We start from the raw sequence: 15,847 nt of genomic DNA, 5'->3' as shown, positions 1-15,847 counted from the left end.
ACTATGGCTCGATCATCCCGCAAGGTCATCATCACCTGTGCCATCACAGGCGGTATCCACACGCCGAGCATGTCTGCGCACTTGCCTGTCACCCCGGACCAGATCGCCGCAAATGCCATAGAAGCGGCCGAAGCCGGTGCGGCAATCCTGCACTTGCATGCCCGTAACCCGGAAGATGGCCGGCCGACCCAAGATCCTCAAGCCTTCGCGCGCTTCCTGCCACGGATCAAGCAGGCGACAGACGCGGTGTTGAATCTGACCACCGGCGGAAGCCCCACCATGACCGTGGAAGAGCGCCTGCAGCCGGCACTGAGGTTTGCTCCCGAAGTCGCGTCTCTCAACATGGGATCGATGAACTTCGGTCTCTACCCCATGCTCGGCCGCTACGAAAACTTCCAGCACGACTGGGAGCCGGCATATCTGGAGAAGACCCGCGACACCGTGTTCAGGAACACGTTCAAGGATATCGAGCACATACTGGAGAATTGCGGCGGTAACGGCACGCGCTTCGAGTTCGAATGCTATGACACCAGCCACCTCTACAATCTAGCGCATTTCCGCGACCGGGGGTTGGTCAGGGGTCCGCTGTTCATCCAGACGGTGTTCGGCATTCTTGGGGGCATCGGCACCCATCCGGATGATGTTTCGCACATGAAGCGCACGGCCGACCGGCTGTTTGGAGATGACTATGTCTGGTCCGTCCTGGGGGCCGGGCGCCATCAGCTTCCCGTCACGACGATGGCGGCTGCCATGGGCGGCAATGTTCGCGTCGGGCTGGAGGATTCCCTTTGGGATGGCCCGGGGAAACTCGCAACCTCCAATGCTGTCCAGGTGCGCCGCATCCGGCAGGTCCTCGAGGGACTGGGGCTGGAGATCGCCACTCCGGCTGATGCCCGCGAGATGCTCGCCTTGAAGGGGGGCGACAGTGTGCAGTTCTAGCGGCAGCAGAAGGGAGACGACCTATGTGGAATGACCTGGACGGTCGCGCGGCGATCGTCGATCCTCCGGCGCTGCCCTGCGCTGGCACTTGCCCGCGCCGGAGCGTTCGCCCTCGCCAACCGTCAACGATCTGGCAGGGCAGGACGGGGTGCCGGAGCGGCGGCACCGTCGGTGGTAGGGGAGATCCGGACGGCAGGCGGACAAGCGGTGATTTCTCGGTCGCTCGGTATTCTAAGGGGTTTCGACAAGGCGGCTTGCTTCATCTGCACGGTCGATTTTGCCCGTCGCTGCAACGGAGAGAGCAGCGAGATTTCCTTCTGTCTTGGGAAATCTGCCTGACCGACCGACCGGCTTGAATTGACGGCCAGAGCAGGAGCATTGCCTTGAACACCGAAGACATCACAACGGTGACCGTGGTGGGGACTGGACTCATCGGCGCCAGCTGGACGTGCCTTTTTTTGGCTCACGGGCTGGATGTCGTCGCGACCGACATTCGCGAAGGAGCTCAAAACGAGCTGGAGCTCGCAATAGAGCGATGCTGGTCTTCTCTTCCCGACACCTTGCTTGAAAAGAAAATGCGTGGCTCCCTGACGTTTGCCGCAGATCTCTCCGAGGCATGCCGAGGAACAGACTTTGTGCAGGAAAACGCGATCGAAAGAGTGGAAGAGAAGGTCGAGCTGATGAGCCGGATCGATGCTGCAACCTCTCCGGGGGTAGTAATCGCGTCCAGTTCATCCGCAATTTCTGTCAGCGACATGCAGAGTGCCTGCGCCCATCCAGAACGGGTGGTGCTTGGTCACCCCTTCAACCCGCCGCATCTGGTTCCGCTGGTCGAAGTCGTCGGCGGGGCAATGACGGAGGAAACTGCACTCGAGAAGGCCGAGCGATTTTACAAACGCCTGGGCAAGACGACGATTCGGCTGAAGAAGGAAATCTACGGGCACGTCGCTAACCGGCTGCAGGCAGCCATCTTCCGCGAGGCAATCCACCTGCTCGACAGTGGGGTCGCCTCGGCCGAGGACATCGACCGGGCCGTCATCGAGGGACCCGGTCTGCGGTGGGCCTTGATGGGGCCGTTGCTCACCTACCGTCTCGCGGGCGGCGACCGAGGTATGCAGGGGTTCTGGGACATGTTCACACCGATGCAGGACAAGCTCTGGCGCGAACTCGGGACGCCAATGCTAGATGAGGCTCTGCAAAAGCGAGTGACGACGGCCGTGGAACTTGGATACGAGAACGTCCCGGTGGAGGCCTCGGTTCGGGAACGTGACGCAAGGCTGCGCCGGATACTGGCGATGCGGCAACAGAAAGGTCATCTGCGTTGATTGGCCCTCAGCCGGCGTTCGTTGGTGCCAGCTTAGCACCGACCGATCCGGTTCTTGCCGCCGACGTTCAGGTCGGGCCCCCCAAGAGCGGGCAGGAAGATGAGGTTCGATTTGGCCTTACATCTGAGGCGGGATTGAACGATGGGTTAGCTTTTCCCTTCGTGAATCTCGCCATTGCAATCAGCCTCTCAGCTGCCGATGGCGAGCCTTGGTTGGGAACCTGGATCGCACATAATGTTTTGTGGGAAGTCGGTGCCGGCGTGTTGGGCGGCTGGCTGATCGGCTGCATCTTCGGCTGGCTCACCTTTCTGATTCCGGCTGATACGAAGCTAGCTCAGACGGGCGACGGCTTAATTGCCATCGCTGCCACATTCGTGTCCTACGGCCACACAGAAATGATTGAGTGTTACGGCTTCTTGGCAGTGTTCATCACCGCGCTTACGATCCGTCATTCTCATAGGGAGCACGATTTTCATCGTGAGATGCACGACGTAACCGAGCAGATCGAGCGCCTCGCGATGATGATTTTGCTCGTGCTCTTTGGTGGAGCACTGGTCAATGGCTTGCTTGCGCCACTTCGATTCATGGATGTTATGGTCTCAGTCATCGTCCTTCTAGTTATTCGGCCGGTAGCAGGATGGATCGGCTTACTTGGGTTGGAGGCGGCACGGAGAGAGAAGCTGACGCTCTCCTTCTTCGGCATTCGCGGCGTTGGCTCGTTCTGCTACCTCGCCTATGGCCTTAACAATATGCCATCGAAGGCGGGGAACGCCTTTGGGCCATCGTTGGCTTGGTGGTGCTCCTATCAGTCCTCCTCCACGGACTGACCGTAACCCCGATCATGCGGCAGCTCGACCGCAGCCAAGGCCGAGACCCCGATGCCGAGGGCATACCTCCGTCAGGACTGCAGCTGCCCGGCTAATCAGGGACGACTTTAGAGACATAAGTCGACAATACTTCGCAGATCCCAAGAGGCTCTTCTTGCAACCAAGGGGATTGACAATTATTGCGCTGCAGCCGCCAATGTGCGCGCGGAAAACCACTGCCCTCAGGTGCCATCGCATCAACCGAGGGATCTGGTTTTCCCGATAGGGGTGCGAATGCCCCTTCTATTCGACGCTTGGCACCGATTAACGCTCGTATGTCGGTCGCCAGCCTCGGGTAAACCCCGCGCTGCTCGATGCTTCCGTCAAAGCCAGTTGCTGGCGCAGGTGCCGGCAATCCTCAAGCAACGTCTCGATCGCTGCCCTTGCGTCACCGTCGTGCCAAGCCAGCACCACCTCGACGTCCGTTTCAGGTTGTTCGCTCAGTAGTTCAGCCGGACTGGATTGCATGACGCGAAATCCTCCTCCTTGCCGACACCTACGATTTTCATGACAAACCGGTACTTTCGCCGAGGCTTCCAGCTCGCCGGCACCGCGGCGGTCATTCCTCCCAGCGCCATCTGCTGCATGTGGACGTCCATGTATTCCGCATACCAAGCCTCGCAGTCCTCCGCGACTTCGGCATAGGTCGCGCTTCTCCCACATTTCGGGTTGTCGCAAGTCACGATGTCTTCCGGTGACGGATTTCCGCCGTCGTACTTCAATCCACCGCCACAGGCAGCGCAGATCGGTGCGCCGAGGTGCCGGGTTCCATCATCGATTTCCATGGGCATGATTGCTCCTCTCGTCTTCGACCGGCTAAGGATCCAGAGCCAATTGCGGCGCGCCTTCAGCGGGCGGCGCCGGCTTTTTTTTGCTCGCGCGCGGTTTCGCAACTTGCCGCCGAGGCGCAGCGACCGGTTCGCTTAGCTCCAGTACGGGAGGCCTCTCGACCGGTTTGATCGCCGCGAGCGGAGCACTGACCGGTTCTGCTTCCACAGGCCCAGAGGCGGGTGCAAACCGGATCATTTTAGGGCCCTATCAAGTTTGGACATGATTTCTCCATCGCCCCGAAGCGCGTTATATATCTGTTGACAATATGTGGATGACCGCCTTCATCGCGGCCCATATGTTCTCATTATGTTCTTGTTGGCCAAGGAGTCAATGAGGATTCTCCTTCAGCCTTGTTGAGGCCGTCCAAGCGCGCGCATCGCGGTTAAGCAACCACTAACGTGGATGTGCAATCCGATTAGTTGCAAATCACCGTTGATTCCAGAAGCACATGCGCCTCTTCCTTTTGCCACTATTCGCGATCTTGCTACAACCTGGGCTTTGCTTTCGAGGATCCGAGGCTGTCTTGCGCCCGCATGTCGGCCGTTGAACCGGTTGCGCGTTTTCCTCTGAACTGCATTTCTGCTTACCGGACCTGTCTGTACAGCGCGGGCGAAAAGACCTAATCTTTCTTTAAGCAGCAAAGCTCGGAATCAGCAGGCAATGCGTGTTGCCTCGCGTCAGTTGATGATCCCGCCCCGTTGGTCCGGGCGCAGCGAGGTTAGTCGCTCTCTCCACATTTGTAGTGCCTCAGGCGTCAATCGCGTCCACTGGGTGATTTCGCCGATAACCTTGAGTGGTGCGCTGCTACGATACGACCGCGTGGGGTTGCCGGGAAATTTCTTGTCAGTCACGTTCGGGTCGTCCTCGAATGTTCCAGCCGGCTCTACGATGTACACACGCGGGACCGCGCCGCCTCCCTTGAGTTCAGCCGCGATTTCAGCGGCGAGCCCGGCGCCGTCCACCATGGCAGTGAAGTAGATATGGTTCATCACCACTTCGGGACGATAGTTCGAGGGGTATCCCGCGGTGAGGACGTCGCCCATGCTCAAATCCGCGATTGTGCCATGAAAGAAGGGCCCGTCGTCCGGCGCTGTGGTCATCGTGACTGTCCTTATTTTACGATCTGCTTGTAGTCGGTTCGCTAAGCGGCGCCACCATCCGCAATGTGGTTATAAAGCGCCGTGAAGAATTCCGCTTCTGTCGCTCAGCGCGCCCAAGCACGAACCCGCTTCGCGGGAGGGAGTGCGCGGCGAGTTTCGCATGATTATCTGAAGGTCTAGGCGGGCTGTTGGTGTTGCCTGACCATGACGTTCCCTTCAACGAGAGGAACGTTCAATGGCCAGCTTTCAACACGATGCCCCGACCACACCGCTCCGCCAGCGCATGCAGGAAGACATGCTGATGCGAGGGTTGGGATCCCACACTCGGCAGGACTACATCCGTCACGTCCGGCGCTTCGCTACGTTTCTTGGGCGTGCCCCCGACACCGCGACGGTCGAGGACATACGACGTTTCCAGTTGCATCAGCATGAGAACGGCGTAGGTCCTGCGACGATCAACAGCACGGTTTCGGCGCTACGCTTTCTGTTCACGGTGACGCTGAAGCGGCGGGATCTGGCGCGCGCCCTGGTGATAACGCGCAATCCGCGCAAGCTACCGGATGTGCTCAGTATTGAGGAAGCTGCCCGGTTACTGGAGGCGGCACCTGGCATCAAATACAAGGCCGCCCTCGGTGTGGCCTATGGTGCGGGCTTGCGCGTCTCCGAGGTCGCCCATCTCAAGGTCGATGACATCGACTCCAAACGCATGCTGATCCGGGTTGAACAAGGCAAGGGACGCAAGGATCGCAATGCCATGCTTTCTCCGCAGCTCCTCGAACTGCTGCGGCTTTGGTGGCGCGAAGGAAAGCGGCGCGGCGTGATGCTGCCTCACGGCTGGCTGTTTCCGGGGCGTAGCCGCACCGATCCGATCTCGTCGCGGCAACTTCATCGCGCGGTTCAGGAAGCTGCCGATGTTGCCGGCATCCACAAGCGCGTCAGTCCGCATACCTTGAGGCACAGCTTTGCCACCCATCTTCTGGAGGATGGCACCGATATCCGTGTCATCCAGGTTCTGCTCGGTCATAGCAAGCTGGAGACGACGGCTCTCTATGCCAAGGTCTCCACCCGAACCATTCACGCGGTCGCCGGACCTCTTGATCGTTTGATGGCGCTGATGGAAGGCAAAACGCCCGACGGCTGAACCATGCGTACCTCGATCGAGGTCGCCGATATCTTTCGTGCTGCCGGGCCGAACTATCGGAACGCCCATACGGGGCATCTCAGCTTGAGCCAGCTCAAGGTTATGTCGGCTGTCGAGCACTGCCGCACAGCGGCACTGGGCGGACATGTCGAGGCCTGTGAGGACTGTGGCCAGTGGCGCATCGCCTACAATTCCTGCCGCAACCGGCACTGCCCGAAGTGCCAGGGCGCCGCTGCACGCACATGGCTTGCCGAACGGGAGGCTGATCTCCTGCCTGTCGGATACTTTCACGTCGTCTTCACATTGCCAGCCGAAGTCGCCGCCATTGCCTTCTACAACAAGGTGCTGGTTTACGATCTGCTCTTTAAGGCCGCATCCGAGACAATGCTGACCATCGCGGCCGATCGCAAGTATCTCGGCGCGCGTATTGGCATCACCGCCGTGCTCCACACATGGGGATCGGCGATGACGCACCATCCGCATGTCCACATGATCGTTCCGGGCGGCGGGATCACGCCAGACGGCAGCCGATGGATATCATCGCGACCGGCTTTCCTGCTTCCCGTACGCGTACTCGGCAAACTGTTTCGACGGCTGTTCCTTGCCCGGCTGGTCGCTCTGCACGATGCCGGGCGGCTCGGCTTCTTCGGTGCACTTGCGCATCTCGCTGATCGGCAGGCATTTGGACGATACCTTTTGCCAGTCCGCAGGAAGCGCTGGATCGTTTATGCCAAGCCGCCCTTTGCGGGGCCGGAAGCCGTGCTTGCCTATCTGTCGCGCTACACGCACCGGGTCGCCATCTCGAACAGTCGCCTGATCGCGTTCGACGAAACGGACGTCACCTTCCACTACAAGGATTATCGCCGTGACGGCTGCGATCGGCAGCAGGTCATGACGCTCGCGGTCGACGAGTTCATCCGTCGCTTCCTGCTCCATGTCTTGCCGCGCGGCTTCCACCGCATCCGGCATTACGGCCTGCTCGCCGGCGGTTCTCGAAAGATGAGCATCGCTCGTGCCCGCGAACTCCTCAACGCTGCCCCGCCGCCCCCTGACGAGGCGGACGACGAACCGACCGACATCCGGCCGCCATGCCCATGCTGTGGTGGACGCATGGTCGTCATCGAAGTGCTCAAGCGCTGGCGGCAACCGCGTGGACCACCAGACCAGGCAAAAACGAACTGGGAGAGTGCGTCATGACCCGGCATGGCCGATCCATTCATATGGTCTACTCGAAGCAGAGCAGGCCAACGGGGAGGTCTGTGCCAGTGCCTATGGCGAGGGCATTCAGCGCGGCAAACGCGCTCTCTTTCACTCCGAAAATCCGGAGAAGTATATCTGCAAGCCCCACCCTCGAAGCGCCGGGACTGGCAACTGTCGCTGCGATTGGACGCCCGCTGGAAGCGACAATCCAGAAAACCCCATAGCTCAGAGAATATATGCCGACCGCGGGTTCCTGCATGAGAGGCTTTCGTACGCCTGACGGCACCCGAAACCCTTCACCATATGTGTCGTAGGGCCTGCCGCGGCATTTTCTCGAAAACAGACGTCAATCAAGATAGGTTTCGACGGCATCCGGACGCCCGCAAGCAGACATGACGTCGACGTGGAAATCCTGATTGGCAGTCATAGAACCCTGAAGAACGTCGCCTTGCAATGCCGATTTTTTCGCATCGGCGCGTCGGATTCCGTCTCCGCCGAACGTCATCATCACGAGCGGCCAGAAAAAGGCTCGTCCGCCGATCGAGGAGAAACCAGATGGAGCAAATGAATAATATAGATGGTGCCCGAAACCGCACGTCGGTCGAGCGTAGAGGAGACCGCGAACTCGTTGTGACACGGATAATCAATGCGCCGCCGAGCACGGTGTTCAGGGCGTGGAGCCAGCCCGCGCGCTTCCAACGCTGGTGGGTGCCCAAGTCGGCACCCGGTGTCTCGCTCGTGTCGTGCGACATGGACGTCCGTACCGGCGGCAAATATCGGCTGGAATTCGGCGCCGGCGGCTCGCGAACGATGGCCTTTTACGGCAGGTATCTCGAGGTCGTGCCAAATGAGCGCATTGTCTGGACCAATGATGAAGGGGATGAGGGCGCAGTCACGACCGTGACTTTCGAAGATCAGGGCGGGACGACGCTGCTGACCTTCCGCGAAATCTACCCGTCAACGGAAGCGCTCGAGGATGCACTGCAGGGCAGTGCGGCCGCATTGCCGGAACAATTGGACCAGCTTGAAAAATTGCTTTTCAGCTCTGAAAGGTAGCGCGGGTCGGGAAACCTGCCTCTATACACCGACCTCCCTCAGCGACCTCTTCTAACGACTGTTCCTGCCGGCGATGCCTGCTCAAGGTGGGCTTCATCACCCGCAGGGGCCTGAGGCCGTCTCCAAATCGCCTTAACTGCCATAGAGGCGATCTTGGCCGTCGCCCCGAAGCAGACATTTGGGCGACCACCAAAAATTTTCAGTCGCGCCACGACCGCCATTCCCGCCGATCTGTGTACTACGCTCGGCTCGCCTGAACGCTCAGCCACCAATCGTCCGGCCTTCCCATGCACCGCCGTATATCGCTGACGATCCAGCCGGCGTCCCTGATCGCGGACCGCAGGGAAGGCTCTCGCCAGTAGGTCTCGACATAGTGCCGCACCGCTGCATCGCGGCCGTGTGTGGATACATCCTCGCCGTCGCCCTCTCTCACCGATGCGTGCAGCCGGCCGCCGCTCCTGGTTGCCTCGGCAAGCCGTCCAAGCACCGTGCCGAAATCCTCGCGCGCGACGTGAATCAGGCAAGCGCAGGCCCAGATCCCGTCATACGGCGCGCCGGGACGCTGCGGGTCGGCCAGATCGTCGATCAGCGGGTCCAACAGATCGGCCTCGTAGCCGCTCGCGCGAAGCAATTCGACGAAACCCTTCGAAATGTCGGTGCGCCGGACGCTAATCCCCCGCTTCTCAAGCGCCAGTGCATCTCGCCCGCCCCCGCTTCCGATCTCGAGCCACCCAGCGCGGTCACGAACACATCAATCTCAGTCGCCACCCATTCGGGCATCGCCGCCGCCTCGGCAGCATACTCGGCTGCGACCGCATCATAGGACCGCACGGTATCCCTGTCTGTGCTCATCGTGGCCCTCCTCCTTCAAGACAACCGGCCCGATAGGCGAGAGGCCCATCAGTCGGTTGCGACTTCCGCACTTCGTCAGTTCATGCCATCGCGGGCGAATTGCTCCCAAGATTATTTGCAACGCGATCCAGAAGCACCACCGACCGAATTCCATGCTGCCGGGCGGCAATGCGCCCTCATCTCAATCATAAAAGTCGTCCCGGCGCGCACCTGAAAGCAGACATCGCTCGCTGCGACTTGGCGTCCCCCGGTGCGCCAATTGCGGTCATGCCACCTTACTCTCCTCGTGGTGTTCCGGTTTCCATTTTTCAGCAAACGTGTTTTCAGGCTACAGATGATTAGTGATAAACCGGGACCAGACGCTTGAAACTTCTTTTGGTCGAAGACGACGCAGAGCTCGCGCAGTGGCTGATCAAGGCCCTGAAGCAACGATATGCCTTCATGATCGAATGGGCTGATGACGGCGCACTGGCGGATCAACGATTACGGCAAGAGGAATTCGACGCGGTCATCCTGGACCTCGGGCTGCCGAAGATGGACGGACGCGCAGTCCTTTCGGCCATGCGCAGCCGCGGAGACACGACACCTGCACTCGTCCTGACTGCTCGCGACACTTTACCTGAAAGGATTGGGACGCTGCATGAAGGTGCGGACGACTTCCTGGCCAAGCCGTTCGCGATTGAGGAGTTGGAGGCAAGGCTAGTGGCGCTGGTGCGTCGGGTCCATGGGCGAAATGCAGGAACGTTCTCCTGTGGTGAGCTGACCTACTATTCCGCCGAGCAGCGCTTTACGTTGAACGGCGAGCCGCTGGACCTTTCGCCTCGCGAGCACTCGCTCCTGCGCATCCTCGTACAGCACGCGGGAGAGCCGATGTCGAAGCAGAAGATCGTCGACAGGATGTTCTCCTACGACGCCGACATCCACCTCGAGGCAATCGAGGTCATCGCTCACCGTCTTAGGAAAAAGCTCTCTCACTCCGTCCAAATCAGGACGCTTCGTGGCCTTGGCTACGTGCTTGAAGCGGGCGCGACATGAGCGCCACGAGCACCTCTAACCCCGGACGTCCTCTAGCGGTCACCCTTGGGGTGTGGATTGTTCCGGCAATCGTCCTTGCGATGGCGTCGACGCTCTGGTTCAGCGCGACGACCGTCCAGGAGATGGCCGACAGCGCCTACGACCGGTCTCTCGCCGGAGCCGTTAGGGCGATCGACGCCAACATCTCCACGGAAAGCGGTGGGGTCGGGGTTGAGCTTCCCTATAACCTCTTCGAGTTCTTCCAGCTCACGGCACAGGGCAAGGTCTACTTCAACGTCTCCACGAGCGATGGGCTGGTGCAGATCGGGGACGTGCTTTTACCGGAGACGCCGAACCTTGAACCGGGTCAGCTCCGTTTCCATGACGGCGACTACTTTGGCGAAGTCATCCGGGTTGGAGCGCTCTCTCGTCCGCTCGATCCTGCTAGACCTGAGGGGACTCAGATCACGATCCAGGTCGCCGAGACGAAGCTGTCGCGCACCACCTTCCAGAACGAGTTGATGATGCGCGCCATCCTGCGCGACGTCCTCGTTGTTGCGGTCCTTGGTACGTTAATAGGCGTCGGCGTCTACATGGCGCTGAAGCCACTGAACAGGCTGCGGGAAGCCATCGACGCTCGGGAGCCTGACGAGTTGAAACCTCTTGAGGTCGCTGATCTGCCCAAGGAGGTTCGGCCGGCAGTCGAGGCGATGAACCGTTTGATGGCCAGAAACGTAGAGCAAGCCCAACAACAGCGGCGATTTCTTGATGACGCTTCACATCAACTCAGGACGCCGATGACGATCCTACGCACCCAGATCGACTACGCGCTGCACCAGTCGAACCCCGATGAGGTCCGTACTGCGCTGCAGTCGTCCAAACTCGTGCTGGATCGCTCAATCCGCACGACAAACCAGCTTCTTGCGCTTGCCAAGGCGCGGACGTCACAAGGCACGGAGACATACCCCCAAGCTTCTATCGACGTCGCCGAGTCGGTCGCAGAAGTCGTCCGCATGCTGTGGCCGCGTATACGTAGTCGCCAAATGGACTGCATCGTCGAGTCTTCCGGTCAGAGGCTGATCGTCCGCGCCAACGAGGGCTTCCTTCAGGAGGCGATGATGAACATCCTGGACAACTCGATCAAATACGCCCCTGAAACCAGCCTCGTGACGGTGACGCTTTGGCGAGAAGACGCCGCGGCTGTCGTGGAGGTAATGGACGAAGGTCCGGGAATGGAAGAGGAGGAACTTGCCTACGCCGGTATGCGCTTTCGCAGCGGTCAAAAGGCTACGAGCGGGAGCGGTCTCGGGCTGGCGATCGCGCTAACCGTCGCCCGCGCCAGCGGCGGGTCGATGCAGGTGAGGAACAGGTCGGACCGCAGAGGCCTTGTCGTCTCGCTCCGCCTGCCTTTGGCAACTGAAAGCCAGTTGAAAGCTTGAGGCGGATATATGGCGAGCTTCGCAGATAGGAGGTCTGCGTTCGTCATCTGGAGGATCATCTATGACAATTGCATCTCGCGCCGCGCTCGCCGCCGCCATTTCTATCACAGCCGTTTCCGTTGCTCCGACTTTCGCGCAAGCAGAGCCGAAGAACCCAGAATGCATCGCACCAGCGCAGCCGGGCGGAGGTTTCGACATCACCTGCAAGCTCGCCCAGGCGACGCTTCAGCAGTCGGGCGCGATCAAGTCCCCGATGCGCGTCTCGTACATGCCGGGCGGCATTGGCGCGGTTGCCTACAACGCGATCGTCGGACAGCGCCGTGACGAACCAAATGTCGTCGTGGCATTCTCCGCCGGATCGCTCCTGAACCTCGCCCAGGGCAAGTTCGGGGCATATTCTGAAAAAGACGTTCGCTGGGTCGCCAGCGTCGGCACCGACTACGGCGCTGTCGTCGTCCAGGACAGCAGCGAATACAAGTCGCTGACGGACCTGATGGCTGCCATCAAAAAAGACCCGAAGTCTGTCATCATCGGAGCCGGTGGCACGATAGGCAGCCAGGACTGGATGAAGGCCGCGATGGCTGCGCGTGCCGCAGGCATCGACTACAAAGCCATGCGCTTTGTGGCGTTCGAGGGCGGCGGGGATTGCGCAACCGCACTTCAGGGCGGACACGTCCATGTCTGCATGAACGACGTGGGTGACAGCCAGGCAGCAATCGATGGTGGCGCGCCGCTGAGGCTTCTTGCGATCTTCTCGGAGCAGAGGCTCCCAGGCAAGCTGTCCCAGGTGCCGACGGCCACCGAACAGGGATTTGACATCAAGTGGCCCATCGTCCGCGGGTTCTATGTCGGACCTGAAGTCAGCGACGCGGACTATAAGTGGTGGGCTGATGCTTTCGCCAAGACGATGCAGTCTCCCGACTACGCCGCGGAACTTCAGAAGCGCAACCTCTTCCCGCTTCCCATGACGGGCGAGGAGACGAAGGCGTTCGTGGAAAAACAGGTGGCGTCATACAAGAAGCTCGCCGCTGACTTCGGTCTCGCCACGACCAAATAAGGCCTCGCATCATGAAAACCGACCGCCTCCTGGGAGCGACCGCAATCGCGGTCGCAGCAATGATGCTCGTGTTCGGATACGCGCTTCAAGCACCCTTCGCCTACGAACCTGTTGGGCCCCGAGCGTTTCCGCTCATAGCTGCAGGCATGATCGCGCTGTGCGGCGTCATCTTGGTGCTGAGGCCCGGAGAACCGTCCTGCGAACCAGCGGGGCCTATCGGAGCGCTCGCAGCTTTATGTGGCTGTCTCGTTGGCTATGCGCTGCTCTTCCAGCCGCTCGGCTTCGTAATCGCGACGACAATCTTCATGGTCCCGATCGCGATGATCTTCGGCGCTAAGTGGTGGCAGGGTGCGGTAACGGGTGTCGTGCTCGCGGTCTCTTCCTACCTGCTCTTCGACCGAGTTCTGGAGGTCGTTCTTCCGGTGGGTCCATTCGGAGGGATCGTCTGATGGATTCGTTCAACTACCTGTTACACGGATTCGGAGTCGCTCTTGCTCCGACAAACCTGCTCCTGGCTGCGCTTGGAGCCGTCGTCGGGACGATGGTCGGTGTCTTACCGGGTCTTGGGCCCATCAACGCCGTTGCCATGCTGGTTCCAGTCGTGTTCGCGCTGGGACTGCCGCCGGAAGGCTCGCTGATCCTGATGGCGGCCATCTATATCGGCTCCGAATACGGCGGTCGCATCAGCGCCATCCTGCTGAACGTGCCGGGCGAAGCGTCTGCAGTGATGACCGCTCTGGAAGGCTATCCGCTCGCACGCCAAGGGAAAGCAGGGATTGCCCTGTCCCTGTCCGCCTGGACCTCGTTCGTCGGGTCGGCCATTGCGACCTTGGGGATTGTCCTTGCGGCCCCGGTTTTGGCGAAATGGGCCTTGGCATTCGGACCCGTGGAGTATGTCGCGCTCATGGTCTTCGCCTTCGCGTGTCTTACGGGCCTTCTCACGGACCAGCCCGTGAAGGCGATGCTCGCGATCGGGCTCGGGCTCGCGATCTCCACGATCGGCATCGATGCGAACTCGGGTGTCTACCGCTACACGTTTGGCTCGCCGAACCTGGTGGACGGCGTTCAGTTCGCCACTGTCGTGATCGGCCTCTTCGCGATCAGCGAGTTGCTGATCATGCTGGACGCCAAGCATGGTGGAGCAGCCGTCCGCATCGAGCAGTTCGGGCGCTCGCTATTCAACCGTCAGGAGATGCGCTTCACGAACATGGCGACGCTGCGTGGCTCGCTCATCGGGTTCTTCGTCGGCATTCTTCCGGGCGCGGGTGGGACCGTGGCTTCTGCGCTCGCCTACACCACCGAGAAACGTGTTGTCGAAAAGAGCGATCCGGAAGGGAGCCGTTTCGGAGAGGGAGATGTGCGCGGGCTCGCTTCGGTCGAGGCGGCAAACAACAGCGCTTCCAACTCCAACTTCATCCCGATGCTGACGCTGGGCATTCCAAGCTCCGGGACCACGGCGATCATGCTGGGCGTCCTGACGCTCTACAACCTGACACCCGGTCCCGCGCTCTTCCGCTCGCAGCCTGATCTGGTCTGGGGTCTCATCGCCTCGCTGTTCATTGGCAACTTCATCCTTTTGGCGATCAATATCCCGCTTGTCGGCGTGTTCGCCAGGATGCTGTCCGTCCCGGCCTGGGTCCTGGTGCCGTTCATTGTCGTCGTGAGCGCGATCGGGGTCTACTCGGGCAAATCGACGACATTCGATCTCGTCCTCATGGTCGGCCTTGGTGTCGGCGGTTACCTCCTGCGCCGTCTCGGCGTGCCCATGGCACCGCTCATCCTCGGCCTCGTGCTCGGTAAGATACTGGAGCAGAGCCTGAGGCGAGCGCTATCGCTCTCTGCCGGAGATGTGGCCATCCTATGGTCGAGCCCGATCTCGATTACGCTGTGGATCATGGCTGCCGCCGTCCTCATTATCCCCCTCCTTCTTCCGCGCTTCGCGAAGTGGAGGCACAAGACAGCACTGCAGGTGGATTGACCGCAATGAATTATCTTCTTCCTAACCCAAATGACGAAAATCCGGCGGGTGACAGGCTTCGCCTTCTCTTGCGCAAGCCGGAGATCGTCAGGATGCCGGGGGCGCATAACGGCCTTGCAGCGCTCCAGGCCAAGGCCGCGGGCTTCGAGGCGCTGTACCTGTCCGGGGCAGCGATGAGCGCTTCGATGGGGCTGCCCGATCTCGGAATCCTGACGCTCGAAGACGTCTTGTTCTTCACCCGGCAGATCGTTGGGGCCTCGGGTCTTCCATTGCTGGTCGATGGAGACACGGGCTTTGGCGAAGTCTTGAATGTCATGAACACGGTACGGCGTCTTGAAGAAGTCGGTGCTGCCGCGATCCAGATTGAGGATCAGGTGCTGCCGAAGAAGTGCGGTCACCTGAACGACAAGAAGCTCGCGACCCCCGAAGACATGGCAGCCAAGGTTGCCGCCGCAGCGAGGGCTCGTCGTTCTCTTGTCATCGTGGCACGTACGGACGCTGTCGCAGACGAAGGGATAGAACGGGCAATCGACCGCGCCCGTCTGTACGTCAAGGCTGGCGCGGATGCCATCTTCCCGGAGGCTCTGATCACCGAAGCCATGTTCGCCGAGTTCGCAGCCGCCATGGGAGGCGTCCCTCTCCTGGCTAACATGACGGAGTTCGGTCGCTCTCCTCCCATGACGGCCGGCGCGCTCCAGGACCTCGGCTACAAGATGGTGATCTGGCCGGTATCGTCACTTCGGGTCGCCAACAGGGCGCAGCAGGACCTCTACGGGGAGCTTGCCCAGCATGGCGCCACGACAGATTTGGTGGCCAGGATGCAGACACGGGCCGAACTATACGACCTGATTGACCTCGCGAGCTATGAATCGCTCGACGCCAGTATTGTCGCAAGCGCTGTACCCCAGGCGGAATCGCGACAGGAGTAGAAGCCCATGGGTGGCATTAAGACCAGTGACTGCGAGATGATCCCTGACCTGATACGTCGAGTTCTTCCTCCTTTAACACGAGGAACTGGTCACGGATGGCTGCCGCTCTGGTCGCCTGCG

At 60.5% G+C, this 15,847-nt stretch carries 16 protein-coding genes and 1 pseudogene; 13 read left to right on the top strand and 4 right to left on the bottom strand.

The window, feature by feature from the left end:
- Window positions 1-3: 3 nt before the first annotated feature.
- Genes EDE05_RS10715 through EDE05_RS10700 form a run of 4 tightly spaced genes read left to right on the top strand, consistent with a single transcriptional unit; the run spans window position 4 to window position 3,091 of the window.
- Window positions 4-939, top strand: coding sequence for a 3-keto-5-aminohexanoate cleavage protein (locus EDE05_RS10715; RefSeq protein WP_105370831.1), 936 nt, complete (start codon window positions 4-6; stop codon window positions 937-939).
- Window positions 940-969: 30 nt separating this feature from the next.
- The gene (locus EDE05_RS10710; RefSeq protein WP_134100927.1) at window positions 970-1,278 is read left to right on the top strand and encodes a hypothetical protein; all 309 of its coding nucleotides are present in this window, start codon (window positions 970-972) and stop codon (window positions 1,276-1,278) included.
- A gap of 44 nt (window positions 1,279-1,322) precedes the next feature.
- On the top strand, window positions 1,323-2,264 hold the full coding sequence (locus EDE05_RS10705) for a 3-hydroxyacyl-CoA dehydrogenase NAD-binding domain-containing protein (RefSeq protein WP_208325206.1): 942 nt from the start codon (window positions 1,323-1,325) through the stop codon (window positions 2,262-2,264).
- Window positions 2,261-3,091 carry a cation:proton antiporter gene (locus EDE05_RS10700; protein WP_245519889.1) on the top strand — a complete coding sequence of 277 codons (831 nt, stop codon included), beginning with the start codon at window positions 2,261-2,263 and terminating at the stop codon, window positions 3,089-3,091. Before EDE05_RS10705 ends, EDE05_RS10700 begins: the two co-directional genes overlap by 4 nt.
- 303 nt (window positions 3,092-3,394) lie before the next feature.
- Here the strand turns inward: EDE05_RS10700 and EDE05_RS10695 are convergent, their stop codons facing one another.
- The 3 genes from EDE05_RS10695 to arr all read right to left on the bottom strand — a co-directional run bounded on the left by EDE05_RS10695 (window position 3,395) and on the right by arr (window position 5,061).
- Complete coding sequence (locus tag EDE05_RS10695) at window positions 3,395-3,598, bottom strand: dehydrogenase (RefSeq protein WP_105370829.1); 204 nt, start codon at window positions 3,596-3,598, stop codon at window positions 3,395-3,397.
- The gene (locus tag EDE05_RS10690; RefSeq protein WP_134100919.1) at window positions 3,571-3,921 is read right to left on the bottom strand and encodes a hypothetical protein; all 351 of its coding nucleotides are present in this window, start codon (window positions 3,919-3,921) and stop codon (window positions 3,571-3,573) included. The genes EDE05_RS10695 and EDE05_RS10690 overlap by 28 nt, the downstream gene beginning before the upstream one ends.
- A 717-nt stretch (window positions 3,922-4,638) precedes the next feature.
- The gene (gene arr / locus EDE05_RS10685; RefSeq protein ID WP_134100916.1) at window positions 4,639-5,061 is read right to left on the bottom strand and encodes an NAD(+)--rifampin ADP-ribosyltransferase; all 423 of its coding nucleotides are present in this window, start codon (window positions 5,059-5,061) and stop codon (window positions 4,639-4,641) included.
- 235 nt (window positions 5,062-5,296) lie between these two features.
- On the opposite strand from arr, the gene EDE05_RS10680 reads away from it, so the two are divergent.
- From EDE05_RS10680 to EDE05_RS10670, 3 genes are all read left to right on the top strand, one after another.
- A complete protein-coding gene (locus EDE05_RS10680; protein WP_134100913.1) occupies window positions 5,297-6,202 on the top strand; it encodes a site-specific integrase in 906 nt (301 codons plus the stop codon).
- 3 nt (window positions 6,203-6,205) lie between these two features.
- Window positions 6,206-7,399: an IS91 family transposase gene (locus EDE05_RS10675; protein WP_134100910.1), complete on the top strand. Its 1,194-nt coding sequence runs from the start codon at window positions 6,206-6,208 to the stop codon at window positions 7,397-7,399.
- Between the two features lie 558 nt (window positions 7,400-7,957).
- The gene (locus EDE05_RS10670; protein WP_134100905.1) at window positions 7,958-8,458 is read left to right on the top strand and encodes an SRPBCC family protein; all 501 of its coding nucleotides are present in this window, start codon (window positions 7,958-7,960) and stop codon (window positions 8,456-8,458) included.
- 238 nt (window positions 8,459-8,696) lie between these two features.
- On the opposite strand, the pseudogene EDE05_RS10665 reads toward EDE05_RS10670, so the two are convergent.
- Window positions 8,697-9,310: pseudogene (locus EDE05_RS10665) on the bottom strand (class I SAM-dependent methyltransferase).
- Window positions 9,311-9,673: 363 nt separating this feature from the next.
- Between EDE05_RS10665 and EDE05_RS10660 the strand changes: the two are divergent.
- The 6 genes from EDE05_RS10660 to prpB all read left to right on the top strand — a co-directional run bounded on the left by EDE05_RS10660 (window position 9,674) and on the right by prpB (window position 15,727).
- Entirely contained in the window at window positions 9,674-10,345 is a 672-nt protein-coding gene (locus EDE05_RS10660) for a response regulator (protein WP_134100901.1), read from the top strand.
- Window positions 10,342-11,763 carry a sensor histidine kinase gene (locus tag EDE05_RS10655; RefSeq protein WP_132411548.1) on the top strand — a complete coding sequence of 474 codons (1,422 nt, stop codon included), beginning with the start codon at window positions 10,342-10,344 and terminating at the stop codon, window positions 11,761-11,763. The genes EDE05_RS10660 and EDE05_RS10655 overlap by 4 nt, the downstream gene beginning before the upstream one ends.
- A gap of 61 nt (window positions 11,764-11,824) precedes the next feature.
- Window positions 11,825-12,820, top strand: a complete 996-nt coding sequence (locus EDE05_RS10650; protein ID WP_134100897.1) for a tripartite tricarboxylate transporter substrate-binding protein — start codon at window positions 11,825-11,827, stop codon at window positions 12,818-12,820.
- 11 nt (window positions 12,821-12,831) lie between these two features.
- Window positions 12,832-13,269: a tripartite tricarboxylate transporter TctB family protein gene (locus EDE05_RS10645; RefSeq protein WP_134100894.1), complete on the top strand. Its 438-nt coding sequence runs from the start codon at window positions 12,832-12,834 to the stop codon at window positions 13,267-13,269.
- Window positions 13,269-14,798 carry a tripartite tricarboxylate transporter permease gene (locus tag EDE05_RS10640; RefSeq protein WP_134100891.1) on the top strand — a complete coding sequence of 510 codons (1,530 nt, stop codon included), beginning with the start codon at window positions 13,269-13,271 and terminating at the stop codon, window positions 14,796-14,798. The genes EDE05_RS10645 and EDE05_RS10640 overlap by 1 nt, the downstream gene beginning before the upstream one ends.
- Window positions 14,799-14,803: 5 nt before the next feature.
- Complete coding sequence (prpB, locus tag EDE05_RS10635) at window positions 14,804-15,727, top strand: methylisocitrate lyase (RefSeq protein ID WP_105370817.1); 924 nt, start codon at window positions 14,804-14,806, stop codon at window positions 15,725-15,727.
- Window positions 15,728-15,847: the final 120 nt, after the last annotated feature.

The sequence above is a fragment of the Neorhizobium sp. R1-B genome (assembly GCF_004368875.1).
GTDB classification, from domain to species: Bacteria; Pseudomonadota; Alphaproteobacteria; order Rhizobiales; family Rhizobiaceae; genus Neorhizobium; species Neorhizobium huautlense.
Note: the sequence above shows the minus strand (reverse complement) of the source record. Positions and strands in the feature narration are given on the sequence as shown.